Annotated in this window: 22 protein-coding genes and 1 tRNA gene; 9 read left to right on the top strand and 14 right to left on the bottom strand. The window is 49.4% G+C overall.

Annotation, left to right across the window (positions count from 1 at the left end; genetic code table 11):
* Nucleotides 1–226: 226 nt before the first annotated feature.
* Complete coding sequence (locus L855_RS01560; protein WP_159783494.1) at nucleotides 227–706, bottom strand: helix-turn-helix domain-containing protein; 480 nt, start codon at nucleotides 704–706, stop codon at nucleotides 227–229.
* Between the two features lie 207 nt (nucleotides 707–913).
* Here L855_RS01560 and L855_RS01555 point away from each other — a divergent pair, with 207 nt between their 5' ends.
* The 4 genes from L855_RS01555 (at nucleotide 914) to L855_RS01540 (ending at nucleotide 3,414) form a co-directional block, all read left to right on the top strand.
* Complete coding sequence (locus L855_RS01555; protein ID WP_159783493.1) at nucleotides 914–1,132, top strand: hypothetical protein; 219 nt, start codon at nucleotides 914–916, stop codon at nucleotides 1,130–1,132.
* A gap of 107 nt (nucleotides 1,133–1,239) precedes the next feature.
* Nucleotides 1,240–2,256: an MvdC/MvdD family ATP grasp protein gene (locus L855_RS01550; protein WP_159783492.1), complete on the top strand. Its 1,017-nt coding sequence runs from the start codon at nucleotides 1,240–1,242 to the stop codon at nucleotides 2,254–2,256.
* A 138-nt stretch (nucleotides 2,257–2,394) separates the two neighbouring features.
* Nucleotides 2,395–3,015, top strand: a complete 621-nt coding sequence (locus L855_RS01545) for a hypothetical protein (protein WP_159783491.1) — start codon at nucleotides 2,395–2,397, stop codon at nucleotides 3,013–3,015.
* Between the two features lie 258 nt (nucleotides 3,016–3,273).
* Nucleotides 3,274–3,414 (top strand): hypothetical protein, encoded by a 141-nt coding sequence (locus tag L855_RS01540; protein ID WP_159783490.1) that lies wholly within the window; start codon nucleotides 3,274–3,276, stop codon nucleotides 3,412–3,414.
* A 101-nt stretch (nucleotides 3,415–3,515) separates the two neighbouring features.
* On the opposite strand, the gene L855_RS01535 is transcribed toward L855_RS01540, so the two are convergent.
* Nucleotides 3,516–4,382 (bottom strand): shikimate dehydrogenase, encoded by an 867-nt coding sequence (locus L855_RS01535; RefSeq protein WP_159783489.1) that lies wholly within the window; start codon nucleotides 4,380–4,382, stop codon nucleotides 3,516–3,518.
* 67 nt (nucleotides 4,383–4,449) lie between these two features.
* Between L855_RS01535 and L855_RS01530 the strand changes: the two genes are divergently transcribed.
* Nucleotides 4,450–4,929, top strand: coding sequence for a CYTH domain-containing protein (locus L855_RS01530; RefSeq protein WP_159783488.1), 480 nt, complete (start codon nucleotides 4,450–4,452; stop codon nucleotides 4,927–4,929).
* Here L855_RS01530 and L855_RS01525 read toward each other — a convergent pair.
* Complete coding sequence (locus L855_RS01525; protein ID WP_159783486.1) at nucleotides 4,905–5,840, bottom strand: YihY/virulence factor BrkB family protein; 936 nt, start codon at nucleotides 5,838–5,840, stop codon at nucleotides 4,905–4,907. The two genes, L855_RS01530 and L855_RS01525, sit on opposite strands and share 25 nt — an antisense overlap.
* Before the next feature lie 163 nt (nucleotides 5,841–6,003).
* Here L855_RS01525 and L855_RS01520 point away from each other — a divergent pair, with 163 nt between their 5' ends.
* Nucleotides 6,004–7,653, top strand: a complete 1,650-nt coding sequence (locus tag L855_RS01520; protein WP_159783484.1) for a YcjF family protein — start codon at nucleotides 6,004–6,006, stop codon at nucleotides 7,651–7,653.
* A gap of 21 nt (nucleotides 7,654–7,674) precedes the next feature.
* Here L855_RS01520 and L855_RS01515 read toward each other — a convergent pair whose 3' ends face one another.
* From L855_RS01515 to L855_RS01500, 4 genes are all read right to left on the bottom strand, one after another.
* On the bottom strand, nucleotides 7,675–10,332 hold the full coding sequence (locus L855_RS01515) for an amino acid adenylation domain-containing protein (RefSeq protein ID WP_159783482.1): 2,658 nt from the start codon (nucleotides 10,330–10,332) through the stop codon (nucleotides 7,675–7,677).
* A gap of 4 nt (nucleotides 10,333–10,336) precedes the next feature.
* On the bottom strand, nucleotides 10,337–11,101 hold the full coding sequence (locus L855_RS01510; protein ID WP_159783480.1) for an aspartate/glutamate racemase family protein: 765 nt from the start codon (nucleotides 11,099–11,101) through the stop codon (nucleotides 10,337–10,339).
* Nucleotides 11,102–11,179: 78 nt separating this feature from the next.
* On the bottom strand, nucleotides 11,180–12,202 hold the full coding sequence (locus L855_RS01505) for a hypothetical protein (protein WP_159783478.1): 1,023 nt from the start codon (nucleotides 12,200–12,202) through the stop codon (nucleotides 11,180–11,182).
* A 12-nt stretch (nucleotides 12,203–12,214) separates the two neighbouring features.
* Nucleotides 12,215–13,027 (bottom strand): LPS biosynthesis glycosyltransferase, encoded by an 813-nt coding sequence (locus L855_RS01500; RefSeq protein WP_159783476.1) that lies wholly within the window; start codon nucleotides 13,025–13,027, stop codon nucleotides 12,215–12,217.
* A 316-nt stretch (nucleotides 13,028–13,343) separates the two neighbouring features.
* Between L855_RS01500 and gloA the strand changes: the two genes are divergently transcribed.
* Nucleotides 13,344–13,775 (top strand): lactoylglutathione lyase, encoded by a 432-nt coding sequence (gene gloA, locus L855_RS01495; protein WP_159783475.1) that lies wholly within the window; start codon nucleotides 13,344–13,346, stop codon nucleotides 13,773–13,775.
* Between the two features lie 57 nt (nucleotides 13,776–13,832).
* Here gloA and L855_RS01490 read toward each other — a convergent pair.
* The 7 genes from L855_RS01490 to sppA form a co-directional block, all read right to left on the bottom strand.
* Nucleotides 13,833–13,905 (bottom strand) — tRNA-His (locus tag L855_RS01490).
* Between the two features lie 131 nt (nucleotides 13,906–14,036).
* Nucleotides 14,037–15,068 (bottom strand): leucine-rich repeat domain-containing protein, encoded by a 1,032-nt coding sequence (locus L855_RS01485; RefSeq protein WP_159783473.1) that lies wholly within the window; start codon nucleotides 15,066–15,068, stop codon nucleotides 14,037–14,039.
* A 43-nt stretch (nucleotides 15,069–15,111) separates the two neighbouring features.
* Nucleotides 15,112–15,699 carry a hypothetical protein gene (locus L855_RS01480; RefSeq protein WP_159783471.1) on the bottom strand — a complete coding sequence of 196 codons (588 nt, stop codon included), beginning with the start codon at nucleotides 15,697–15,699 and terminating at the stop codon, nucleotides 15,112–15,114.
* 155 nt (nucleotides 15,700–15,854) lie between these two features.
* On the bottom strand, nucleotides 15,855–18,899 hold the full coding sequence (locus tag L855_RS01475) for an adenylate/guanylate cyclase domain-containing protein (RefSeq protein ID WP_159783469.1): 3,045 nt from the start codon (nucleotides 18,897–18,899) through the stop codon (nucleotides 15,855–15,857).
* A gap of 322 nt (nucleotides 18,900–19,221) precedes the next feature.
* Nucleotides 19,222–20,958: a DNA repair protein RecN gene (gene recN, locus L855_RS01470; RefSeq protein ID WP_159783467.1), complete on the bottom strand. Its 1,737-nt coding sequence runs from the start codon at nucleotides 20,956–20,958 to the stop codon at nucleotides 19,222–19,224.
* Between the two features lie 17 nt (nucleotides 20,959–20,975).
* A complete protein-coding gene (gene aroH, locus L855_RS01465; protein ID WP_159790899.1) occupies nucleotides 20,976–21,386 on the bottom strand; it encodes a chorismate mutase in 411 nt (136 codons plus the stop codon).
* 35 nt (nucleotides 21,387–21,421) lie between these two features.
* The gene (sppA, locus tag L855_RS01460) at nucleotides 21,422–22,243 is read right to left on the bottom strand and encodes a signal peptide peptidase SppA (RefSeq protein ID WP_159790898.1); all 822 of its coding nucleotides are present in this window, start codon (nucleotides 22,241–22,243) and stop codon (nucleotides 21,422–21,424) included.
* Nucleotides 22,244–22,442: 199 nt separating this feature from the next.
* Here sppA and L855_RS01455 point away from each other — a divergent pair, with 199 nt between their 5' ends.
* Together L855_RS01455 and L855_RS01450 are read left to right on the top strand one after the other, a co-directional pair.
* On the top strand, nucleotides 22,443–23,504 hold the full coding sequence (locus L855_RS01455; RefSeq protein ID WP_159783465.1) for a DMT family transporter: 1,062 nt from the start codon (nucleotides 22,443–22,445) through the stop codon (nucleotides 23,502–23,504).
* Nucleotides 23,505–23,721: 217 nt separating this feature from the next.
* Complete coding sequence (locus L855_RS01450; RefSeq protein ID WP_219729842.1) at nucleotides 23,722–25,080, top strand: peptidoglycan-binding protein; 1,359 nt, start codon at nucleotides 23,722–23,724, stop codon at nucleotides 25,078–25,080.
* Nucleotides 25,081–25,111: the final 31 nt, after the last annotated feature.

The raw sequence follows: 25,111 nt of genomic DNA, 5'->3' as shown, positions 1-25,111 counted from the left end.
TGTCAAGGGATTGGGGCAGGAAATTTGGGGGGAAATTGGGGCGGGGTCTGGGGTACAGTGGAGGTGTGGGGGAGGTGGGCGAATGGGGTTTGCGCGGCGTTGGGAGGGAACCCCTCGCATAGGCAATCCAACCATCGCTTCTGGCTCCCGAGGAGGGGGGCATGATACGAGGAGGGAGTGGGGGGAGACGGCGGGGGAGGCTTGGTTGGTTCGGGGGATGCTGGAGTTAGGATATGTTCTGAACAGCGTCTAGGGTAATATCCAAACATTGCGCAATTTGCTCATCACTTAAGCCAATCTCTCGTAATCTGGTAATGGCTTCAACTTTAGCCTGCTGTTTTCCCCTTAAAAATTCTTGGGATTCTTCTTGATGTTTACAAAAATTAAACGAGCTAATAACAGTACCCTTCTCAAAGTCGCCGAAGACATTTAAATTGAAGCTGTCAACAGCACTATGACGTAGAAGGGTTGATTTTAAGTTCGATTTATTCACATCTTCTCCAAAAAAATCTGAAAATAGTTGCCAGAGTTCATAGCCTATGTCCTTGACGTACCCTTCTGTACACTTTAAGTCTTTGGCGATCTCACTGTACTTTTGACGCTGTAACACTCCCTCCACCACTCCAAGCTGCATATCATCTAAATGCTGTCCTGTCTTGCGGTAGACAACGTCATCGGCGAATAGTAGTGCTTCCTGAATATTCATTAAGATCACCTCATGATTTAATGGGTTAACGGCTCAAGCCGCTGATATCCGACTTTGTTCGTCTTTGAATATAACAGATTTTTACAAGTTTGGTATTTTTTGAAATAAATGACTTTATCCGACTTTATTCGACTGTACACCATAAAATCCTTAGAATATACTACCCATCAGTACAATTTAAAACAATCTCGCAAGTCACTTTAGTTTATGATGACAACTGACCTGACCTTGGATAAAAAAGCTCATCCCTTGATGATGCACCTAAGTATTGTGCCAAAAATTGAGATTACTGAAAAAGACTTCAAGTATGATCCAAAGAGTCAAACCTCAAATGTTACGGGTATGAGTGGCTCATGGTGTACTCGTGCTTCTTCAACTTTCAACGCGTGGGGTCCTAATGATGACGACCAACAAGAGGATGATTAGAACTCAGTTTACCAAGCCAGGTTTCTGAATTTTAGTGATATCCCTTCAAGACCTGTTTTTTAGAAATCAGGTCTTGAAGTCATTGTTTAGCTTTTTGTGTTTTAATTATGACTAACTTGTTAATTGTCACATCAGAATCGGACACTCATGCCGATGTTGTTATTAAAGACCTACAAAAAACACGGATAAATCCAATTCGATTAAATTCAGAAAGCTTCATCAAAACCGGTAAATACTTTCATGAGTGGGAAGCTTCTGGCAATAATTACAATACTTTTCTTTGTCTTGAAGAATCTTTGAAAGAAGCTGAAGAAATTGGTGTTATCTGGTGGCGAAAGCCAGATGAGTATGCTGTATTTCCGGAAGTTCACGATGAGTGGGCTATTAAATACTGCCGACAAGAAACAGAATCTTTAATGTATTCCCTTTCTGGTATTTATCCAAAAGCAAAATGGGTGAATCACTACTACAAAATTAGATTTCCCTCCCATCGCATTAATCAAATCCCTATCGCTCAAAAATTGGGAATTACGATTCCACCGACTTTGGTCACGAATTCCTATGAAGCAATTTATGATTTTTTGAATCGCCAGGGAACTTGTATTATTAAACCGATGCGTTATTCTGGTTTTTTGCATGATGGTACACAGTATGGTTGCTATACTCGCCCAATAGATCTAGACACTATCGAAGAGTTTAAAGACAGTATTCGATTAGCACCGGTTTTCTTGCAAAAGCGTATTGCTAAAAAAGCAGAGTATCGTGTGACTTTGATTGGCAAAAAACATTTTGTCTGTCGAATTGACTCTAAGCATATAAATGATGTGGATGTTAACTTAGATTGGCGTACGACTGAACCGGAAAAACTTATTCATGTTCCTGACAACTTGCCCGATGTTTATATTGATAAGTTGTTTAAGATGTTAGATGAACTAGGGTTGAATTTTGGGGCATTTGATGTGATTCAAGATGATGATGATACACTCTACTTTATTGAGTTAAATCCCAATGGCCAATGGTATTGGATTGAAATTCTTACTGGAATGCCAATGGTAAGAGCTATGAGAGAACTCATTGAGGAACTGGCTACTGAATATAGCCTCTCCTGGTCTAGTGAGTTATAACCGCAACGCTCACCAGTCTTTCCCTACATGAATTGAGCTGTACACCATGGATACTAAAAACGCTATATGCCTCTATATAATAAAAAAATATTTATTTTTATATAAGGGGTTTATATTAAATAGTGGAGGAGTAAAACAGTGGAATTCTTGATTTTTCTTATTTTAGTTGTTGTTACATATTACTATTTAAAACACCAATTGCATCAACACACGATTCGGCAAAGAAAACAAAAGAAAGAGTTGGAGGAACAGAATCGGAGGCAAAAAATCCAAAAACATACCTCTCAACTCAAAACCTTTGTCTTAAATAATTATGGTGCTGATGGGGGATATTGGGACTTTAATGTAGAGGAAAGTTACCGAAATGATCCAACCGATGATTTTACGGCTGATGGATGTAATCCAAAATGGAAAGATCGTGATGGTTCGACTTGGAGAATGTGGACAATTTATTCAAGTACATACTCTGAATTAGGGTGGCCAGTTCATGGACCTAAGATAGCCCATCCCGATCGATCCATGGTGAACAAGCTAGACGCTACCATCACAATATTGGATGATATTGATTCTAATGTAAGCATAGAAAAAAAATCTAATGGAAGATGGAATTTCTACATACGGAGGTGCTGGAACGGAGATGACATTCGAGATTATTTCAATTCATGTCGAAGCGACTACAAGGGATATGATACTCCCTATCAAGCTAAACTGGCTGGTCAGAAATTTACCAACAATGCTCTTAAAAGTCTTGGTTATTGAAGGTATTAGCTCGTATTGTTGTAAGTGATTCATAACTTTACTTGTTTCATAACTCAACGATTCCTGGGAAACTGTGAACGCGATCACCCAATCATCAAGTAATGGCGACCACCAAGGATTGCTCCTATGTCTAGCTTTTTGATTTTTTATACAATTTTCTAATACCTTAAAAGTCTGGGACTTGTTGCATAAATACTCCTTGAACAAACTCGCAGCGATCGCCGTCTGAATACAACCCTCACCCTCGCCAGTGTCGGGGTGGCGACCAGTGCGGTGGTGGCTGAACCGCCCCCCAATCGCGATCGCCTAGAGTTTCACGTGACTACGATTATCGGGAGTTTACTCCTAGGGGGATTGATGAGTGTTTTGGCTTGGAAACTCTGTTTTAAGAAGGGTTGAAATGGGGTATTTTGGAGAGGGGGGAAGAGGGGAACCACAGAGGCACAGAGGACACAGAGAGAAGAGCAAGAGGGCGACCACAAGGGTGCGCTACGATGGAGTCAGGAAAGATGACTTAATAAGGTATCTCGCATGATGTTGACGGGAACCGGTTTCGAGGTGAAGGGTTCTGTCCATAGGCTTAAGGCCGCTGCACCCTGTTGGACGAGCATTTCTGTGCCATCGATCGCCCGTAACCCTCTTTCCTGAGCCAGTTGTAAGAGCTTCGTGGGACGGGGGGTATAAATGAGGTCATAGACAATGCTATCACGACCGAGCTGAGCGACATCAGCGGCGGAGAGGGGACTGCGATCGCCATCGACTCCCATCCCGACTGGGGTGGTATTGACCAGCAGATGGGTTTGAGGCAGTAATTCTGGTAAACTCTCCCAAAGATGGGGGGTTAGCTGGACTCCAAGACTCGAAGCCTGCCAACTCTCGGCAAAGCGAGTCAGGTTTTGCTCATCGCGTCCGACAACCCGAATGGCCCCACAGCCGAGTTGCGTCAGTCCTGCGACCACCGCTCGGGCTGCGCCACCATTACCTAAGATAACAGCGGTGCGATCGCCCCAGTTGGAAATCTCCCGCAACGGTGCGATAAACCCCGCCACATCGGTATTGGTTCCCCACCAGCCGCCATCGCGATAGAGGACTGTATTCACCGCACCCACCGCCTGGGCCACCTCCGTTTGTTGCGCTAGATAGGGGACAATAGCCTGCTTATGGGGAATCGTCACATTAAAGCCTACCACCCCAATAGCCTCAAAGCCCAATAGCGCCGCCTCAATGCCCTGTGACGCCACGGGAAAGGGCAAATAAATAAAATCTAACTCCATCTCCGTTAACGCCGCGTTCTGCATGGCTGGGGAGAGGGAATGCTCGACGGGATTGCCGATAATCCCGAGTAGTTTCGTGTGACCGGTTACCATAACAAGATCTCAACCTTCTGCTTTAAGATTGTGCCGTACTCTCGCAATGGAGACCAGCAAAACGCCCATGGCCCAAGAAATTGAACGTAAGTTTTTAGTCAAGGATGACTCCTGGCGATCGCCCAATCCGGGACTTCTCTACCGCCAAGGCTATCTCACCCGCCAACCGGATTTAGCGATTCGGGTTCGTCTTGGGGGCGATCGGGCCTGGCTTACCCTGAAAGGAGCAACCGTTGGGGTATCCCGACTAGAGTATGAGTATTCGATTCCCCTCGGGGAGGCCCAGGAGATGCTAGACAACCTCTGCGAAACACCTATCATTGAGAAACGGCGGTATCAGGTGATGTATGAGGGACTTACCTGGGAAATTGATGAGTTTTTTGGGGAGAATCAGGGGTTAATCGTGGCGGAAGTGGAACTTGAAGCGGAGGAACAGGCGTTTACCCCTCCCCCCTGGTTAGGAATGGAAGTCTCAGACGATCCTCGGTATTACAACGCCAACCTTGTAAATTATCCCTATTCTCAGTGGGACGAGTCCAAAGGTTGAGGGGAGTTCTGGGGGGAGTTCAGAGAACGGCGATAGCGGCGATAATTGCGACGACGGAAGCGGCCAATGGACATATTCAACTGTGCGCCAAGCAAAATCGCCAACGCACTCAATTTGAGCCAGAGTAACAGAACGATCGCCGCCCCGACTGCCCCATAATAGAGGTTATAGCTGCCAAAAGAGGCTACGTAGAGACGAAACAGATTAGAGACCGCGGCCCAGAGGACGGTGGCGGCAATGGCCCCAGGGATGACTGGGGTTCCCCGTTTCCAGATACTGGGGCCATGGCGATAGATAAAGGCGAAGGCGAAGGCCACTAGGATTAAGGCCAAGGGAAAGGTAAGTTGATACCAGGCGGACATGAGTTCTGATTCATACTCCCCAACCTGGCCCACCAGGAATTTAACAATCAGGTCACTGATAATAATCAGAATTGACGCAACCGCTAACATCAGCATTGAACCGATGGTAAGGGCGAGGGAAACCAGTTTAGCCTTCCAAAAGGGACGAGTTTTGTTTTTGGGAACCCGGTAGATGCGATCGAGGGCGTTCATAATTGAACTCAGGGCCGCCGAGGCAATCCATAAAGCCGCCGCAAAACTCAGGGAAAACAGGCCATCCCCTTTGGGAAGTTCCAGTTGGCCGATGAAGCCATCCAGAATATTCTGAACTTCCTCCGGGGGAAGCATTTTCAGATTTTCAGTAATTAAATCCAGAACTGCTCGTTCGGGGAGAACTTGGCCCAAAATTGCCAGGGCGGCCATAATCGCCGGGAACATGGCCAACATGGCATTAAACGCCACTTCCGAGGAGAGTCCGACTAACCGTTGGCGGCCTACGCCGGCGCAGGTATCGCGGAGGACATCAAACCAATGGGTTTTGAGAAAACGAACGGAGCGCCGGAAAAACATAGGATAGGTTTAAGAGCAAGAGGAGATAAGAGAGAATGGGTAGACCCCTACCCGGCTGGGTTTCAATCCCACTCTAGTTTATCCTGGCGATTGTTTCGTGAGGAGATCAGGACAAGGGCCCGATAACTAGAAAGGGTAAACTAGGGAAAGTTCCTGGTGTTCTATGCCCCTGTCTCGTCTACTGACTCTCATTGTTGGGGTCATTGTCATTTTGGCAATGACCATTTGGTTGATCACGTCGTTAAATTGGCTGTATGGTCAAATCGCGTGGTCTGCTAGTCCGTTTTTAGCCAATCTCTTGTTGCTGCTGCTGATTGTTCTGTTAGCGGTGTTGATTGGGGGACTGGTGTACTATTTGCGGCTGTTGTGGATGCCGTCTGCGTCGGGGAGTCGCTCGGTTCGTCCGCCGGTGAGGATTCCTGACAATAAGAGTGATGCGGCGTCGGTGAATCTCAAGGCGGTGCGATCGCAGGTTGACCAAATCCAGGATGAAGTGGCGCGACAGGCCTTGAGGGCGCGATCGCAGGCCATTGAGTCCAATCTCTCCCAGGGTAACTTACAGGTGGTGGTCTTCGGAACCGGGTCAGCGGGGAAATCCTCGGTGGTCAATGCTATTTTAGGTCGGGTCGTGGGGCGAGTCAGTGCGCCGATGGGAACGACGACGGTGGGAGAAACCTATACTCTCAATTTGCCGGGATTGGAACGAGAGATTCTGATTACCGATACTCCCGGAATCTTGGAATCGGGCATCGAGGGCAATGAACGGGGGGAAGTGGCCCGCCAATGGGCCACGGAAGCAGATTTGTTGTTATTTGTGGTGGACAATGACCTCCGCCAGTCGGAATATGAACCCTTGCAAGTCCTCGCGGAGATTGGCAAGCGTTCAATTGTGGCCTTCAATAAGGCGGATTTATATGCTGAGGGAGATCGCGAGGTGATTTTAGCCCGACTGCGGGCCCGATTACGGGGAATTGTTCCCCCCAGTGATATTGTAGCCATTTCCGCCAATCCTCCGGTGGTGCGTCTTGTGACTGGGGAAGCCTTCACCCCTGATCCTGAGATTATGCCCTTGATTCGGCGAATTGTGGCGGTGTTACGGGCTGAGGGGGAAGATTTGCTGGCGGACAATATCTTGCTGCAATCGCAACGGTTGGGGGATGAGGCCCGCCGTCTGTTGGATGGACAACGACGCCGTCAAGCCATGAAGATTGTTGATCGCTATCAATGGATTGGCGCGGGTGCGATCGCCATTACGCCCCTTCCTGGGGTCGATTTATTAGCCACCGCCGCCGTGAATGCGCAAATGGTGGTGGAGTTGGGCAAAGTCTATGGCTGTGAGTTGAACTTAGAACGGGGACGAGAATTAGCCCTGTCTCTGGGCAAAACCCTCGCCAGTTTAGGAATCGTCAAAGGGGTGGTGCAACTCGTAGCGACGGGGTTGCAATTTAATGTCGGCACTTTAGTCATTGGCAAAGCCATTCAGGGGGTGAGTGCCGCCTATCTGACTCGTATTGCAGGTAAAAGTTTTATTGAGTATTTCCGCCAAGATGGAGATTGGGGAGATGGAGGCATTACGGAAGTCGTTCAGCGGCAGTTTGAGCTCACACAGAAAGAAGAATTTGTCAAGGCTTTTATTAAAGATGCCGTAGCCCGAGTTGTCGAACCCTTGCAACTGCAACATAATAACGCCCCCTCCCCGCCGAAGGAACCCCTCTGGCAGCCGAAGGATATCCCCGCTAATCCCATCCCGGCCCCGTCACCGCCGCCGAAGGAGGATTGGGGGTCTCCCCCTCCTGTGGATGATGGCTGGTAAGGAAGCCGCCCCGATGTATCTCTACATGGGCGAGTCTCCCGAACTCATCTCGGGCGCCGGTTCAATAATCTCCTTGATTTTTGCCGCCAACACCTGAACGTTGGGTTCTTGCAACATGAGTAAGTGATCCCCGGGGATATCATAAATATCCAAACCTCCCACCGCAAGATCTCGCCAGCCATAGTCAGGGTCAATTTCAGTCCCCACTTCGGCTTTGCGATCTTTGGCTCGAAATAGGGTCACTTTCCCGTGATAGGGTTGGGGAAAGTGTTGTTTTTTCAATTGAATGTTCTTCTCTCGGGAAGCGACAGTTTGTAAAGTTTCAGGCATGGGTTGGCCAAAGCGTTGATAGATTTTTGCCAATCGGGCCTTGTTGCGATAGCGAATACGTCCAAGCCGAGCCTTGAGTTTACGGGTAATATAGTGAACCCCTTCTTCTTGAAGTTTCTGCCAATGTCCCGAGACTCGGGAGGTGGCGGGAAGATGTTTAACACCCGTACGGGCTGTGGTGTCAATTAATCCTAACAGAGCCACCTCTTGGCCCTGTGCCTGTAATTGTTGCGCCATTTCAAAGGCAACACGTCCTCCAAAGGAAACCCCGAGAAGGTAGTAGGGCCCTTGAGGTTGGAGGGTTTGCAGATCGCGGATATACAATCGCGATAGTTCTTTGACATCGTTAGCTTCGTCAGCCTTCTCATCTTTAGGATTAAATGAGAGTCCGTAGATGGGCTGATGTGGACCCAACTGCTTAACTAAGGGACGGTAATACTTCATCCCCCGGCCCAAAACATGAATGCCAAAAATGGGGGGATGTTCGCCTTCAGATTGGATGCTGATAATGGAAGACCCGGCAAGGGTAGTCGTATCTTGTTCAAGGAGGGTGATGAGACCCGCAATGGTGGGCGATCGCAGTAAGGCGGCTAAAGGAACCTCTTGCTTTAAGGAGTCTTCTAAGGCACGACATAACTGAACAGCCAGCAGAGAATGTCCTCCCAATTCAAAAAAGTTATCCGTGACCCCCACTTCCCCACAGCCTAAGACTTGCTGCCAAACCTCAGCAATTTGTGCTTCTTTAGCGGTTCGGGGTAAAACGCGATCGCGCTGAATATCCCGAGGATCGGGGAGAGATTTGCGATCAACTTTGCCGTTTATATTGCGGGGTAAGGCTTGCAACTGCACAAAAGAAGAGGGAATCATGTAGTCGGGGAGTTGTTGCAAGAGAAACTCGCGTAATTGACCCGGTTCTAAGGGCTGTTTAGCGACGGTATATGCACAGAGGTACTTATTTCCTCTGGGGTCATCCCGATCCACCACCACCACATCGTTAATCTGCGGATGAGACCGCAACAGGTTTTCAATTTCTCCTAATTCAATGCGAACACCGCGAATTTTAACTTGAAAGTCTTTCCGTCCTAAGAAAAGTAGGTTACCATCATCGAGTAATTTTCCTAAATCCCCTGTTTTATAGACAATATCCTCTGGCTCCTGAGTGAGGGGATTTGGCACAAAAACCGCATCGGTTAGCTCAGGCTGCTGATAATAGCCGAGAGTCCGATAATCGGTTTTGACAAAGATTTCCCCTTCGCTGCCAATGGGACAGGGTTGGTTCTGGCCATCGACAAGCAGTAGGCTGGCACCGGGAATGGGTTGGCCGACGGGAATGGAGGAGCGTTCTCCGTCTTCGGGGCTGACAAAGTAGTAAAACTTGGTCATGGTAGTTTCTGATGCCCCGTAAAGGTTCACCAGTTGCACACGATCGCCGAAAATGGTCATCCATTGCTTGACATCGGCGGGGAGTAGGGGTTCTCCCGCCATGAGGATATACCGTAACCCTGGAAAGTTCTCGGATGTCAGGCCGGCGTTGAGGAGGGCCCGAAATACGGAGGGGACACAATGGATCAACTCCACCTTCTGTTCATCGAGCCAATGAACTAACTGACGAGTATCCAGCAGGGTTTCTTTTCCGGAGGGGACACAGAGGGTTCCCCCGCAACAGAGGGGTACAAAAATATCCCGGAGAAAGGCGTCAAAGGAGGGAATCACCAGTTGACTACTGCGGATTCTCTGTAACTTCAGGGCATTGATTTCCCAATCAATAAAGTGGGCGATCGCCTTTAGACGGCCGGCAATTCCTTTGGGTTTACCTGTTGACCCCGAGGTGAAGTAGATGTAACAGATGGCATCTAGGTCCACCTGCCGCTGAGGAGCGCTGATATCTGACTCTTGCTGCTCCTCCTGTAATACTTGGAACGGTTCAGTGTTAATTGAAACAGTCGGCCCCGAGTCCAAAATCATTAGATGCTTGCCTTGCGTCACTGTCCGAGGGAGTTGTTGCAGGTGAGGCAATAAGGAGGCTTGGGTGAGCCAAAATTGAGGCTCGATACTTTCGGAGATCGCCTGCAAACGACCTAAGGGGGTTTCTGGGGTCAGGGGGACAAACACTGCCCCCGCCTTCAGGGTGGCTAAAATAGCTATCACCACCTTGATGCTGTCGTCAGCGAAAATGACCACAATCGTTCCCTCACCCGCTCCTCGACGGATAAGTACATTAGCAAGATGGTTGGATTGTTGCTCTAGTTCTTGGTAAGAAATCCAGTCATTTGCTCGGCTGATCGCCACTTTTTTTGGGTGCTGTTGGGCGATGGCTGAAAACCAATCCTGAATTCGTGCATATTCCATAACCTTATACCTCAACAACCTGCTGCTTAAAGAGCTTCTTCGCTGCCAAATCTTCCGCAATCACGATGAGTGGATCAACAGAACTATAGGAAGTGTGATGACTACTAAAGTACTTAGAAAATAGATGAATCTCAGTACAGCCGGCGATAAATGACTCAACTCCATACTTATCCAAGAGTTTTTCAAATACGGGAACCAGATCTTCGAGATTGTAGTTTTGTTTGATTTGGTATATCACTTCATGAATTTTGTCAACATCGTCTCCCTGAGGCAGAACCACATAGTCTTGTGCTTGCTTCCAAAGTGGGTGCTTTTCAAAAATTTCTAGACGTCGGGTTCCTTTCGTACAAACTAGAAGATGCTTTTTTTGGGTTTCAATGACCCGATTTAGGGTCACATCAATCAGAGAAATCAATCTATCTTTGAGATGAGAGGGATATTTCTCAAAAAGATGATGAGACGTAATGCAGCAAATGACAATCTTAGCAACTCCAAACTCAGTCATTTGCTCTAAAGAGCGAATGAGCTGGTTCAGCAGTTCCTCTTCCTCTTGAGCCAATAATGATTGAGTTCGATCTGGGAAGGTTGGATCTGAATAGAGCAACGCAATTGGCGAATCTTGTTCTCGTTCGCCTAGGGTGTATTCATAAATAGTTTTCATAAACTCCGCCGATGCTAGAGGACCGATCCCTCCTAAAACACCGAGAATATTCCGCTGATATTGCGACATGTTACCCCATCTCCCAACAATAATTTTAATATCTCTCAAGTTGCGCTCATTGTAGCACAAGCTTTTGAGATTGCCAGGTTCTGAGTTGAAAAAACCGTCGCACTTTGTAAGGTTTTTTTAAAGTTTTTTTAAAGTTTTTTTAAAGTTCCTTAGGCTTCGGGATAATGACACCCGATAATCATTGGGTAACCAGCGAAATCCATCCATAATACGGTCAATTATTTCCTTATCATAAGGAAGTTTGGCTAATTTATCAGGCAACGAGAGCCGAATCGTTTGCTTAGAACTCGTTGAAGATTGCAGGGCGGTAAAGGCCGCTTCCAGATTCTTCCAGCCCTGTTCAAACTGGCAAGGACGGATATGGGGATTAGTGTTGATTTCCCAAACTTGCAGCACTCCATCTAGCAAACTGTAGTCAATGCGACCATATTGAATATCCGCCAGTTCAAAAATTTCACGTAGTTGCTCTTCGTGAGGGTTTGTTTCAACGTATATTTTTTCTTCTTCAGCATGGCAGCTATCATAAAGTTTTCCTCCTTTGATCATCCAACTGTTATGGAATAAGACATGGAACGGAATAATGCGATCGCCCACCTTAAAGGCTGAGTATTTCCGAAACACTCCCTGACTATCCCGAGTATCGCAAAACTCAGTCATCACACAGTCATCTCGATAGTCCCCATTGACCTTCATCATCTCCAAAGCTTGCTCTAATTCATGAGCATCCTTTAATAAGCCTGTTGTGTTGCCGCGATGGTCATTTTCCCCCCGTAAAAATACGGGAAAACGACTCGGAACTCGACATTCCGTTAGACGATAGATATTAAATTTATTGATGCTGCGCTCATACAGAGAACGTAATAGTTCATAGCGACGTAAAGAGCGCGTTGGGTGATTTAAAACTAAGCTTCCACTGCTCGACTGTTTAATATCTTCCCAAATCCAGGAAACATACTGTGCTTGCTCCGGAGAAAGACGCTCGATATCTGAAAAAATATAGACTCCAGCCGGCAAACGCTTTTTCGTTTTTAGCTCTTCATAATAGATGGGGGTAACATCACGAGCAAAACACGATCCTTTTCCTTCTAAGTAAAGATTGATCGTTTGGGAGTACTCACGAGTCACTAAATAATAAATCATACTCTCTCTATTCTAAAGTCTAGGGGTCAATTGGCGTCGTAAACTAAACCTTAGCAATCGCCAAGGAACGCGACTGTTTTTAAATGTGTTACGCCTTAAAAAGTTGCCTTTAAGTAACCGTGCAATTCCCTTGGCTCTCGCCTTGAGTCGTATACCTAAGGGATTATAATTTTGATGGTAGAGAGGAGTGAACGCCATCTCTCCCCAAAGAACATCAGCTTGGTGCCCTGGACTTAAGCCATTTTGACGATGTTCAGGGTTGGGAATCCCGCCATGTTCGCCATAGTTGCGGAAGGGGATAAAGTTTTTAAAGTTGTGTGATCGCAGCACCGTATCAATCTGTGAATCCCATGTCGAATAGACCTTTCCATCAGTCTCCTGACCTATTTTGTCAGCAAACTCCGTCAAACAACTCGCCGCTTTAGGACTTAAAATATAGGCAACTGCTGAGGTTGAAAACCCTTGAGCATATCCCTCCTCAGACACCCAATAGACTTGAGGTGCACAGGTATAAATCCAAGAAATCCCAAATTTTTCGCTATCCTTTGGGAAAGGAAGTGGTAATTTGCCAAAGTCCTTCACAGGCACAAAATCAGCTTCGATAATTAAGTTTAGCTTTTGACTCTCAGCCGCTTTCTCCCAAGCTCGACAATGATTAAGAAGACAGCGGTAACTGGGGGAAAAGTCTTGATACTCCGGCCGATTCTCTTGCCGCACCACCTCACAATCAAAGCCCTCTTGCTGCAAATAAGCCTCTAACTGATCCGTCGTTTCCTTATAAGCAATAATAAACACCTTGTTGAGACTATTAACTAAAGTGTTCATACCCGTTATCCCTACATTATCGTAATTTTTTTAACTGCAACCCGCCGCCACTAGAATCGTCCTGTTTGCCAGTCTTAGAAGAGGGAGTGTTAACCCTGAGTCCAGAAAACTGAGACTGAGTTGAGAGGCCTAGCCACCCAAGTTAGGAGGTCTTAAAAGCAAAAACATACTCACAAAGTTAACCATTGATTCGCAGAACCTATCCCAGGTTAGCATTGGAGTCCAGAAATGTCACTCTTGACGATCCCCAATCTCGACGGTAAGCCCAGCAAAAATTGCGTTAGGCTGAAAGACAGAACACTTGAACGAAATTGATATGCGACTACTACACACGATGCTACGGGTTGGCAACTTGGAGGAGTCTCTCAAGTTCTACTGCGATGTCTTGGGAATGAAACTCTTACGCCAGAAAGACTATCCTGGTGGTGAGTTTACCCTCGCTTTCGTGGGCTATGGCGATGAAGCCGATCATAGTGTGATTGAGCTGACCTATAACTGGGGTGTCGACAGCTATGAGATTGGCGATGGCTATGGCCATATTGCCCTGGGGGTGGATGATATCTACCAAACCTGTGACGCCATCAAACAACGGGGTGGTAAGGTCGTTCGTGAGCCGGGCCCGATGAAACATGGCTCGACGGTGATTGCTTTCGTTGAAGACCCCACTGGCTATAAAATTGAGCTGATCCAACTGGGAACCCAGGGGTCTGCGAAGGATTCCAAAGAAATGGCAGGGCAGTCGGCCTAGAAAACACTCTCCAACGTCAAAAAGCCGCTAATCTCAAAGACTAGCGGCTTTTTAGAGGGCGGACGATGGGACTCGAACCCACGAGTGGTGGAACCACAATCCACTGCCTTAACCTCTTGGCTACGCCCGCCATGTTTTTTCGGCTTAACCATTATAACAAATCTGACGGGGAGCGCAAGAGAGGAGACAAACTTTTTTCAGCCCTTGATGTCCCTCCTCACTAAGAGGCGTTCAGAGGCTCCCCATTGAATGTCTCCCCCCTCAAAAGCGACAGGCTTGTTCTGGCTCAATGGGACAGGTGGAGGACTCCAGGGGGTTATTCATCAGGGTCAGGCGATTGAGCGTTTCCAAACTCCTCAGAGGACTGACATCGGCAATTTGATTGTCCTCTAAAAACAAGGCACTCAGACGCGTTAGCTCCCCTAAGGGCGTGACATCGCGAATCTGGTTGCGGCCGAGAAACAACTCTCGCATATTTAACATGGCGGCTAACGGAGTTAGATCCTGAATTTGGTTGCCACTTAAATCCAGTTCATATAAATCCTTCAACGCTGTAAACGGAGAGACATCTGTAATCTGATTGTCACTCAGGGCAACCCACTCTAATCGGTCTAACCCCGTCAGAGGATTCACATCCTGGACTCGGTTGCGGCTGAGATCAACCCCCTGGAGGGTGGAGAGGTTAGCAAGGGGCGATAAATCCTCGATCTGGTTCCCTTCCAAAAATAAAGAGGTCACCAGGGGAAAATTTTCGAGCGGGCTTAAGTCATTAATCTCATTATCCCGAGCCGTCAAGATGGTAAGCGTCTGATTGTCGGACAAGGGAGACAGATCAGAAATTTGATTACCATCTAGGTTCAGTTGTTGTAACTCCAAATCCCGTAGAGGCGAAATATCTCGAATCTGATTTCTGGAGACGAGTAAAATTTGTAAGCGGCTCAAATCCGCCAACGGGGAAATATCGGCGATCGCATTGATGCTGAGATCCAAACGAGTCAGGTGAGCGAGACTCCGCAGCGGCGAGAGATCCGATAGCTCTTGCACACTCAAGTTGAGGTCGTTGGTTTTCGCTAGCACCCGAGCCGCCAGGGTACAATCCTCCGTCTCAGCCAGGCCCAACAGAGCATTGAGAGTCTGTTGAGCCTCACGGTCAAGTTCTCGTGACTCACATAAAGCCTCAAACGCCTCCCTAGACTCTTCTGGGGACTGAGCCAGGAGGTTTTGAGGAGTGAAAACAAGGGCAACCGCCCCTAACAGGACGCCCAACCGAGATAGAACCGAGAATGCCATCATGACGTTATGTAAATCGGGAATAGTGAACTGTCGGCGGGTTACCTTAATCTTTCAATCGCTGGTAGAGGCTTTCTGCCAGATCGAGAATATTCAGTAACTGTTGCCATTCGGCGGCATCCGCTTTGGGACTATGGCGGCGATGGTGTCGCAAGGACTGTTTTAACTGACTGAGTAACTGTCCCGGTTGGGGGAGATCCTCTTTAGCGGGGTCAGGCTCCGTTTGCACCTTTCCCGAGCCTGGGGGGGCGGCTTGGGGGTGAAAATCTTTTGCGGTTGGGTGTTCTAAGAGCTGTTGGGCCCGCCCCGATAGACTGAGGCTACGGGCGGAGAGATTATCTGGAAGTTGAGGGGAATCCGAAAGATACACTTGAGCCAGTTCTAGGAATAACGTCCGTATATCCGCCGTCCAGGCTAATTCCTGAACTTGCGACCACTGAGACTCCGCCAAACCGCGATCGCGTGCCGAGTTCAGGAGTTGAGTGGCTGTCTCCGCCGTCGGACGAACCTTTTGAGCCAGATGCATCGGCAATTTAGGAGTATCGCCCAAACAAGAGCGGGCTAATTCAAGCAGGAGTTGTCTGACTTGTTCAACCCACTCATACTCTGAGGGCTGCCAGTTTAAATTGGTCATGTCACGCACAGTTTACGGATTTACCTACAACGTTACCTAGCTAGACACAAATTAAGAAACGACTCAAGACCTGCGATCGCCCCTTAGCCTATCTAACAAACCGCTGCCTCAACAGCATACAACGCCGTCTCCACAGTTCCGGGATAGCATTACGATTACTTATCTGTAAGCTTCCAGACGCCATCCCAATCCTCACTCGGCGGTTGTTGTTCAAACAACATACACCGTTCCACATGAAGTTTTGCAGCCTTGTTCTTGCTATCCAAGGCTAACACCTGTTCAAACGCCTCACGAGCCTGGTGGAACGACTGCTTGGACTTCGCTTGATAGGGAGGACGAGCTAACTCCACCAGTTTCTGAAGTCGGGCCACAGACAGTTCTGCCGCCTCTTCCTCTAGCATCTGTCGCACCTCCGGGACGCCAGTAAATTGCTTCACCTTCGCCAGCCACAGCTTCTTACGAACCCGAGGGGTAATCTGTTTGAGCTTAAAGGGCAGCAAACGGTGCATATCAGCATCCGATAACTCATCCAGATTCTCCGTCACCAACAGACGTTTAAGAGTGTCCTCCCCTAACACCTGTAGTAACTCCGGACGAGGCAAGGTACCCAACAGATCCCGTAACAGTTTATCTCCATCAAAGGAGACCTCTGTCACAGCCTCCTCCGGCAACTCCTCCAACTGCTCAAGTAACGGCATCATCTCCTCCATCGACAGCTTCTCTAAGGCCGGTTGCAGATAACAGCGTCGACCTTCATGGTAAAGGTCGATAATTTGCTGCTGAACCTCAGAAATGGGGCGAGCCAAGTCCCCTTCCCGAATGCCGACTAACTCATAAATCTTCACGGGCCGAGTTTTTCCCTTCACGGTAATGAAGTCCAACTCCCGAACCACAATCCGATCAGCATTGGGTAAATAGGTTTGCTCACTAATCACCAAATCCACCCCATACTGTTTACTGGTTCCCTCCAAGCGAGAGGCCAGGTTCACCCCATCACCAATGGAGGTCAGTTCCATCCGTTTACTAGAGCCGATGTTCCCACTCACCACACTATCCGAATGCACCCCGATCCCGATTTGAATGGCTAACTTGCCTTCATCAATTCGTTTTTGGTTAAACTCCTCCAAGCGGTAGCGCATCAATATCGAGGACTGAATGGCGCACCACTCACAATTTTCTAACGGGGCCGGAGACCCAAACACCGCCATCAGGGCATCGCCGATGTACTTATCCAGGGTTCCCCCATATTGGAAGACCGCATCCACCATTTCCTCGAAGTATTCATTGAGCATCAATACCACTTCTTCGGGCTGCAATTTCTCCGTTAAGGTGGTGTAACTGCGGATATCCGAGAAGAGGACTGAGACATGTTTACGCTTGCCACCTAACCCCGTATCACCGCTAGCCAGAAGAGCTTCAGCAACTTCAGGAGTCATATACTTGTACATCAAGTTCTTGACTTCCATCTCATCGCTGATGTCTTCTAGAACCACTAAAGCGCCATTGACCTTTGTAGAATCAGTCACATCCGACATGGAGTTGATGGTTAAGTTCACACTTTGTCCGGTAACTGCCGTGTCAATTTCCAAGATTTGGTTGGGATAGTATTGTTGACGGTCTTTATCTTCTCTCGGATGGAGGGCGGCTTCAAACCAGTCAGAAAACTTCCCTTCTCGCAGGGTAATCATTTGCTTGAGATTCAACCCTTCGATCGCCACCTCCTCACTAAAGCCTAGTAACACCTTGGCACATTCATTGGCGGCGACAATTTCTCCTTCGCGATCGGTCGAAATGACACCATTCGTCAAGCTGCGGAGAATATCCTTTTGCCGTTGTTCTTGTTGCTTAACCGTCTCGAACAGTTTGGCATTTTGAAGGGCAACCCCAGCCTGAATATTGAAGGCCTGCATGAATTCTTGATCCGTGCGGTTGAAGCTGGCTTTCCACTGTTCTGGGGCTTGGGGCCAACTCTCCGGGTCATAGTCTGGATATTCCCCTTGTTTTTTCTTGTTAATGAGCTGGGTTACCCCAATGAGTTCATCATCGGAATTAAACACCGGCATACAGAGCATACTACAGGTGCGATAGCGGGTTTTTTGGTCAGTTTTTTGTGAGGTTTCCGATCGCGGATCATCATAGAGATCAAAGGGAATTAACAAGGGTTCCCCTGACTCCGCCACCATCCCCGCAAAACCAGCATTGCGAGGAATCCGGAGTTCCCCCACCCCAGGAATTTTCGTCCAAAGTTCTCCTTTTTCTTCATCAATCAGCCAGAGTGTCGAGCGATCGGCATTCATGAGTCCCTTGGCTTCACTCATGACTCGATTCAGAGTATCCTCAAGATCCAAACTACTCTTACTCAGGGAGTTAACCGCACTCATTAAGGCGGAGGCTGCCCGTTGTTTTTGCGTCGCGGCGTAGAAAGATTTGGAGGACTCCAGAATCAGACGAATCGACGGAGCAAATTCCCGAAACACCTGTTCGTCTTCCGCCGTAAATCCCACCGGATCGATTTTCTCCTCCAGAGGCGTTTCTGGATAATCGAGATCCGGCTGAATTTTGTTAATCAGTTGCACCACTGCCACCAAGTCCTGGGTCTCCTCATTGAGCAGGGGCATGGTTAACATGGTGTAAGTTCGATAGTTATTCTTCTTATCGAACTTTTTGGCGGTTTCCGATCGCGGATCGTCGTAGAAATCGTAGGGGATATTGACGACTTTCTTGCCCGTCGCCGCTTCCCCGGCAATCCCGGCTGTGGCCGGGAATCGAATTTCTAAGGCATTTCCTTTTTCATCCTTGGCGATCAGGGTAAACAGTTCATTTTTCTCCTCATCCAACAGGAAAATTGTGGTGCGATCGGCGTGTAACAGTTCCCCAGTTTTCAGGGCGATGGATCGCAACATCTCATCCAAGATGGCATCAAACCCCTGACTATCGAGCAAACTATCGAGCATCCCTAGGGTTTGATTCACCACCCGTAGTTTGTCTTCAACCCCCCGCACCACATCGGTGAATTTATCTCGGTTCAACGGCGCAAGAAAGGCGCCAAAACTTCCCTTCGTGGTTGTTAAGGCACCGCTACTGCTGTTGGGGGAGTCCTGATGGCGAGAGACGTCATCACGGTCATGTTGACCATGAGGCGTGACATCGATCGTCGCGTCGGTTTGAGAGACGGAAGTGTTAGGAGATGCTGATGTCATAACTCTTTGGGTGACGCTGATACTCGACTAAGTGAGGCAACTGTCCGCACAGATGCAGGTTAAGACTGGGCAACGGAGAGCATGGAGGAATGCGATAGAAAGGGCATTGGAGATAGCCGATTGTAGCTTATCACCAGTGTACCCTTCTCTGGCTTTAGCGGCAGGAGAGCTGATTGACATCAGCTGCACTTGGAACTGCACTTAGAGCAATGGGGGGTCACTGGCATTTGCTAGTTATTATCGGCTAGGTTTGACCGCTCGTGGTACTGATCGTCACATTTTTGCCAAAGATTTTCTCATGGGAGGAAATTTGGGACCCGCTTCAGGGGCGAGATGGGGTTGGGGTCGAGGGTCGGTTTAACTCCTGTCGTAGCCGCTCCGCTCGGCTCAGGAGGGAATCAGCAAAGGCGTTGGCCGCTTCTTGGGTGGCGCTGGAGTCACACTCATCTTGATGCTGACCACTCACCAGTTGGGCCAGTTCTTGGCGACGCTGGTTATGATCGAGCGATCGCACTTCAATACGAGTTCGCGCCGTCTCTCCCTGCTGGGTGGCCTGTTTAACCACGCGAAAGTGGTGGTCCGCCATGGCCGCTACGAGGGGTTGATGGGTGACACAGAGGACTTGGTGGTGACAACTGAGGCGATAGAGGGTTTCGGCGATGGTACTGGCCACGCGCCCGGAGACTCCCACATCAATCTCGTCAAAAATGAGTGTTCCCACGGGGTCTACTTCACTAAAACAGGCTTTCAGGGCCAACAGAAAGCGACTCATTTCTCCCCCCGAGGCAATCTCTCCTAGGGGTTCTAAGGGTTCACCCGGGTTGGCACTGAATAAAAAGCGCACGCGATCGCTCCCCCAACGTGTAGCCTCGATGGGAGATAACTCCACCTGAAATTTGAGATTATCCATGGCCAGAGGCTGTAAGGCCGCAATTAAACGCCCTTCGAGGAGGTGGGCCGCTTGCTGCCGTTGTTGCCGTAGTTCCTGACACCGTTGGTTCAGATGTTGCCGTTTCGCCTGACAGTCTCGCTCCAGGCTCTCTCGCCGTTGATCCCCATCATCGAGGTCATCGAGTTGCTGCTGTAGGGTCTCCAGTCGTTGGATGGCATCCTTGAGGGTGGGGCCATAGTTGCGGCAAATTTTCTTGAGTTGCTGTCGGCGAGCCTCAACCTCCTGTAAACGCGCTGGATCAGTATCTAACTCATCCCCATAGCGATTGATTTGTTCCCCGGCTTCTTGAACTCGGACTAGGGCCTCATTGACCAACGTCAGCAGAGGGGTTAGCCCTTTGTCATAACTCACCATCTCCTGTAACAGACTCTCCGCTCGTCCTAGGCGATCAGCGGCGGCGGTTTCCTCCTCGTTGTCATAGAGGGTTTGATAGAGGTGATAGCTGTGTTGTTGCAACTCCACCACATGGTTGAGCCGTTGGGCCTCCTGTTCGAGATCTTCGAGTTCCTGGGAATCCCCGAGATCGGCCCGGCTGAGTTCCTCAAACTGATAACGCCATAGTTGCTCTTGCTGCGATCGCTGCTGTTCTTGATGCCGTAACTCCTTCAGTCGCCCTTGTAGCTGCTGTAACTGGTCATAATCTTGGGCGACCTGGTGGCGAATCTCCAATAGGGCCTCACCGCCGTAGAGGTCTAACAGGTGGCGCTGGTGGGTCATTTGGGCTAACTGAATGGCTTGACCCTGAGCAGCGATTTCCACTAACTGCTGTCGTAGCTGTTGCACATCCCGCTGACTGGCCGTCTTCCCATTGAGGCGATATTTACTGCGACAGCCCCGTTTCCCCAGGAGCAGTTCCCGAGAACAGGCGATCGCCTCTCCTCCAGGCTCTGAGCGCTTCAGCTCAAACCAGGCCTCAACTCGTGCTCGCTCCGCCCCGGTGCGAATGGCGCGGCGACTGGCTTTCCCCCCCAAGACCAAATCTACCGCATCTAACACAATCGACTTGCCGGCCCCTGTTTCTCCAGTCAGCACATTTAACCCTGATCCAAAACTAAGATCCAGGTCATCAATCAAGGCGAAATTTTCAATCTGTAAACGCACCAACATCGCGAAGAAACCCGCCTCTAAGATGAGCCGACAGAAGACGATAAACTCCAATCAGGACGGAGCTGTTGCGCCTGACGCAGATAGGGATGGGACAACTCGGTAGTACGAGGCAGATTGACATGGATCAGAAAGCGCACACAGCGTTCGAGATCTCCCTTAACACTCATATGCTGGACATCGAGTAACGGCACATTGTCCCATCGGGGCCGTTGTCGGGCGACTGAGGCCGGAAATAGGGCATCGAGATCGGGGGTCACGGAAAAGGTCACGCTGACGATCTGTTCCGGGTCAAAGCTGTTATGCCGTTCTAGTTCATCGAGGAGTTCCGCCACCGCCTCGCGAATCGCCTCGGCCGTATTTTCAGGAACAGTTGTCGCGCCTCGAATTGCGCGCACAGTCCAGTCCGCTTCCACTACACAAACCTCCATATTAGTGATGTGTTCAATGGGCGATCGCCACCGGCTTAGGGGCGATACATCCATAGGGGCATTCCGTTGGTTGTCAGTTCAAATTCTAACCATTCACCGGTTGCTGACAGGCGTGAGACTGAGGTACTTGAGCGTAGAAGCTTGGCCCAGAAGGGTTTTGCTGTTTCAATTTCATCGAGTTCAGCTCGCTCGGGATCCAGTCCTGCTAGAGAGGCCGCCAGACGGCGGGCATCCTCTTCGGTCCCAATGGCATCGACCAACTTCAAATCTAGGGCCTGTTGTCCGTTAAAAATGCGGCCATCAGCAAACTCCTGAACCGTCTCAACGGGGAGTTTCCGGGCTGTGGCCACCGTCTCAACAAACTGGTCATAGGTATTATCAATCAGAGATTGCAGAATCTGTTGTTCTCCCTCGCTGAGTTCACGGTCAAACGCCAAAATATCTTTATAGGGCCCTGATTTGATGGTTTTGAAGGAAACACCAATCTTGTCGAGTAATCGTTCTATGTTGTTCCCCCGCAGAATTACACCAATGCTACCGGTGATGGTTCCCGGGTTACTGACAATTTTTTCGGCCCCCATGCCGATGTATACACCGCCAGAGGCGGAGATGTTCCCGAAGCTGGCCACCACCTTGACCCCATGCTTCTCCCGCAGTCGCATCAGGGCTTGATAGATTTCATGGGAGTCCGTGACAGTTCCCCCTGGGCTATCAATTCGTAATAGCAGGGCGCGATATTTACGCTCGGCAACTGTGTCTAAGGCCTTGAGGACCTCTTGACGAGTCTTCGAGGCGATCGCTCCGGAGACTTCAATGCGGGCAATCTTAGAACGAAACCGTTTGAAAAACCAGACCATACGGGACAAAGACGTTGCGAATTGGGTAGGTCCCAGCTCGGGACAGGGTTGCTAACCGAGTGTAACAGGAAGCTCCCCCCCTTGGTGTAGTTCCTCTCACTCCCCAGAGCCGTTTTGGCAACCGCATCTCTGGGATACTTAACAAAAAGCAATCAATCGTTACAATGATAGGCATGATGTCCCCCAGCCAGCGCCAATCATGCTTCATCGACTCCTCCCCTCCCGTGTGCAATATGTTCTACTCCTGCTGAGTCCCTTTTTCTTTTGGGGAACCGCCATGGTTGCCATGAAAGGGGTCATTCCCCACACAGACCCCTTTTTTATGGCCGCGATTCGCCTGTTGCCGGCGGGAGTTTTGATTCTGGTGGCGTCGGCCTTGAGTGGACGGCCGCAACCCCAAGGATTCAAAGCCTGGAGTTGGATTGCCCTGTTTGCCCTGGTGGACGGGACTCTGTTTCAAGGCTTTTTGGCCCTGGGACTCCAAGATACTGGCGCTGGCTTGGGTTCAGTTCTGATTGACTCACAGCCATTGTTGGTGGCCCTTCTATCCGCTTGGTTTTTTGGCGAATATATTGGTCTCTGGGGAGGTCTGGGTTTATTGCTAGGATTGATTGGCATCAGTGCCATCGGCCTACCGGAACATTGGCTGATTGCCCTATTGACCCTCGATCCAACCTTGGGCGCACAAACGACATCGGTTACGATGGGTCAGAGTCTTTCCTTGGGAGAAGGGATGATGCTCTTAGCATCTCTGGCTATGGCTCTGGGGACGGTCATGATGCCTAAAGTCTCTAAGCATGTTGATCCCGTTGTCGCGACGGGGTGGCACGCAATTTTAGGGGCTATCCCCCTGCTGGGACTGTCCTGGGGCCTCGAAACTCAGCCTTGGCAAGATTTGACTCTCTCGGATTGGGGCGCGTTAACCTATGCCACCGTCTTTGGGACGGCGATCGCCTACGGGTTATTCTTTAACTTCGCCGCTCAAGGCAACCTCACCAGTTTGAGTTCCTTGACCTTCTTTACGCCCGTGTTTGCCCTTCTCTTTGGCTACTGGCTGCTTGGTGAAATTCTGACTCCGTTGCAAATGGCTGGGGCAACCCTAACCTTGGGGAGTGTCTATCTCATCGAACGTCGTCAAAAACTGCCTCGGTTGTCCTGGCGACGCTCTACGAACACTGTAGCCTCCTCTAGCTCCACCACTTCACCACATTGCGAAACCTCCATCTCAAAGTCATCCGTTCCCCCGGCTGCGTCAAGATAGGTTAAGACAGGTCGAAGATCGATGCGTTGCGTTTAGGGTTGTCAAAATCTGTGATCCCTCATCAAATTTCCCAGTCTCAAGGCTAGGATTGGAGCATCTACCTGTTGTCCACTCTAATGCGTGACCGAAGTTTATGGTGTCAGCCTCAGATTATCCACTCTCATTTCCTCTGCATCGATCTACTTGGGGCAGGCTCTCACTGCGTCATGGGATACGGATGTTGTTAGTCCCAACGGCCTGTCTCCTCGGATGCGGTTTGACTAGCTCAGGGGCGATCGCCACCTCGGTTAACACGGCCTTATCTAGTTCTAGACTAACCCTCCCAGCCAGTTATCTCGCAACTGTGAACTTAATGCCTGACTTCGCGGCTGAGTTTGTCGAGGAGTTGTCTCAATTAGAGTTGGCACAGGGAGAATCCAACAACTCAGCCGCCGCCCCTCCCACCCTGAGTTTAGATGATAGCGGTGAGGCGGTTGAACAGTTACAGCGGCAACTGCAAGCGGCGGGATTCTATGACGGTGAGATTACAGGGGTTTTTGATTTAGATACAGATGCAGCTGTCTCAGCCTTCCAAGAACAAGAGGGATTAGACATTGATGGGGTCATGGATGCTGAGAGTTGGCAACGTCTGCAAGCTCTGCAACCGTCAACGGAGGGGCCTCTGAATCTTGTCCCTCCTGAGGAAGATCCTCAACAGGATCAGGGGAATAGCGCGCCTGGATTGGGGCGTTTATGGTGGATTGGGGGAGGCGTACTGCTCGTGGTCCTGGCCGGTGGACTGTTTGTCCTCTTGCTCAAGGCCTTCGCTGAGGACGTGGACGATCCCGATGCTCCCTTCGATGACATCCTAGAGCAAGAGTCCGATTCAGAGATGGCCGTTCCCCCAGTCCAAGAGACCCCTGAGTCCTTGGAAACGGCAACGGATGACCTGCCCTTGCCGGACGCGGACGAACCCGACCCCTCTGGCAAGGACAATCCCAGCCAAGGGACTCGGTGGGGGCGGTTTCCCAAGGAGACTCCTCCCCAAGCGTTTCCCAATCTGCCCTCTGAGCCTCCCACGGGACTCAAAGAGCCGACGGTTCCTGAAACGACTGCGATCGCCCCCCAAAATGCTAACAGTAGTGCCCTAACACGACTGCCTCGCATGAGTATTGTCGAGGCTCTCATTCTGGATTTACAACATCCAGACCCAGAGCGACGGCGCAAAGCGATTTGGGAGTTAGGCCAACGAGGGGATTCTCGCGCCATTAAGCCCTTAGTGGAATTATTAACCGATGCTAGCTCTCAAGAACGCAGTACGATTCTGGCGGTTCTCTCTGAGATTAGTTCCCGGAACCTAAAACCGATGAAGCAGGCCTTGATGGTCTCCTTGCAGGATGACAGTGCTGAGGTTCGCAAAAATGCAATTCGGGATTTGACCCGTATTTATGATTCTATTGCTCAACTCAGTCAAGTGCTGCGGTATGGGACGGATGATGCTGATCCCGAAGTTCGAGAAACGGCAAAATGGGCCATGTCTCAACTGCAACGAATTCGCACATTACCGTTAAACAGTGATACTGATGATACTCCTTAGAGGGAATCACTGAGATTTTGTATTTTTTACT

It is taken from the genome of Sodalinema gerasimenkoae IPPAS B-353, from assembly GCF_009846485.1.
In the GTDB taxonomy this organism is placed as follows: domain Bacteria; phylum Cyanobacteriota; class Cyanobacteriia; order Cyanobacteriales; family Geitlerinemataceae; genus Sodalinema; species Sodalinema gerasimenkoae.
The sequence above is the reverse complement of the archived record's forward strand: the minus strand, read 5'-3'. Positions and strand labels throughout refer to the sequence as shown.

Bases quoted from the DNA above. Each gene is read 5' to 3' on its own strand.
- L855_RS01475 (WP_159783469.1), bottom strand. From the start codon at position 18,899: ATGACATCAGCATCTCCTAACACTTCCGTCTCTCAAACCGACGCGACG.
- gloA (WP_159783475.1), top strand. From the start codon at position 13,344: ATGCGACTACTACACACGATGCTACGGGTTGGCAACTTGGAGGAGTCT.
- L855_RS01560 (WP_159783494.1), bottom strand. From the start codon at position 706: ATGAATATTCAGGAAGCACTACTATTCGCCGATGACGTTGTCTACCGC.
- L855_RS01515 (WP_159783482.1), bottom strand. From the start codon at position 10,332: ATGGAATATGCACGAATTCAGGATTGGTTTTCAGCCATCGCCCAACAG.
- L855_RS01525 (WP_159783486.1), bottom strand. From the start codon at position 5,840: ATGTTTTTCCGGCGCTCCGTTCGTTTTCTCAAAACCCATTGGTTTGAT.
- L855_RS01520 (WP_159783484.1), top strand. From the start codon at position 6,004: ATGCCCCTGTCTCGTCTACTGACTCTCATTGTTGGGGTCATTGTCATT.
- aroH (WP_159790899.1), bottom strand. From the start codon at position 21,386: ATGGAGGTTTGTGTAGTGGAAGCGGACTGGACTGTGCGCGCAATTCGA.
- L855_RS01555 (WP_159783493.1), top strand. From the start codon at position 914: ATGATGACAACTGACCTGACCTTGGATAAAAAAGCTCATCCCTTGATG.
- L855_RS01530 (WP_159783488.1), top strand. From the start codon at position 4,450: ATGGCCCAAGAAATTGAACGTAAGTTTTTAGTCAAGGATGACTCCTGG.
- L855_RS01505 (WP_159783478.1), bottom strand. From the start codon at position 12,202: ATGATTTATTATTTAGTGACTCGTGAGTACTCCCAAACGATCAATCTT.
- L855_RS01485 (WP_159783473.1), bottom strand. From the start codon at position 15,068: ATGATGGCATTCTCGGTTCTATCTCGGTTGGGCGTCCTGTTAGGGGCG.
- L855_RS01455 (WP_159783465.1), top strand. From the start codon at position 22,443: ATGCTTCATCGACTCCTCCCCTCCCGTGTGCAATATGTTCTACTCCTG.
- L855_RS01480 (WP_159783471.1), bottom strand. From the start codon at position 15,699: ATGACCAATTTAAACTGGCAGCCCTCAGAGTATGAGTGGGTTGAACAA.
- recN (WP_159783467.1), bottom strand. From the start codon at position 20,958: ATGTTGGTGCGTTTACAGATTGAAAATTTCGCCTTGATTGATGACCTG.
- L855_RS01450 (WP_219729842.1), top strand. From the start codon at position 23,722: ATGTTGTTAGTCCCAACGGCCTGTCTCCTCGGATGCGGTTTGACTAGC.
- L855_RS01535 (WP_159783489.1), bottom strand. From the start codon at position 4,382: ATGGTAACCGGTCACACGAAACTACTCGGGATTATCGGCAATCCCGTC.
- L855_RS01550 (WP_159783492.1), top strand. From the start codon at position 1,240: ATGACTAACTTGTTAATTGTCACATCAGAATCGGACACTCATGCCGAT.
- L855_RS01500 (WP_159783476.1), bottom strand. From the start codon at position 13,027: ATGAACACTTTAGTTAATAGTCTCAACAAGGTGTTTATTATTGCTTAT.
- sppA (WP_159790898.1), bottom strand. From the start codon at position 22,243: ATGGTCTGGTTTTTCAAACGGTTTCGTTCTAAGATTGCCCGCATTGAA.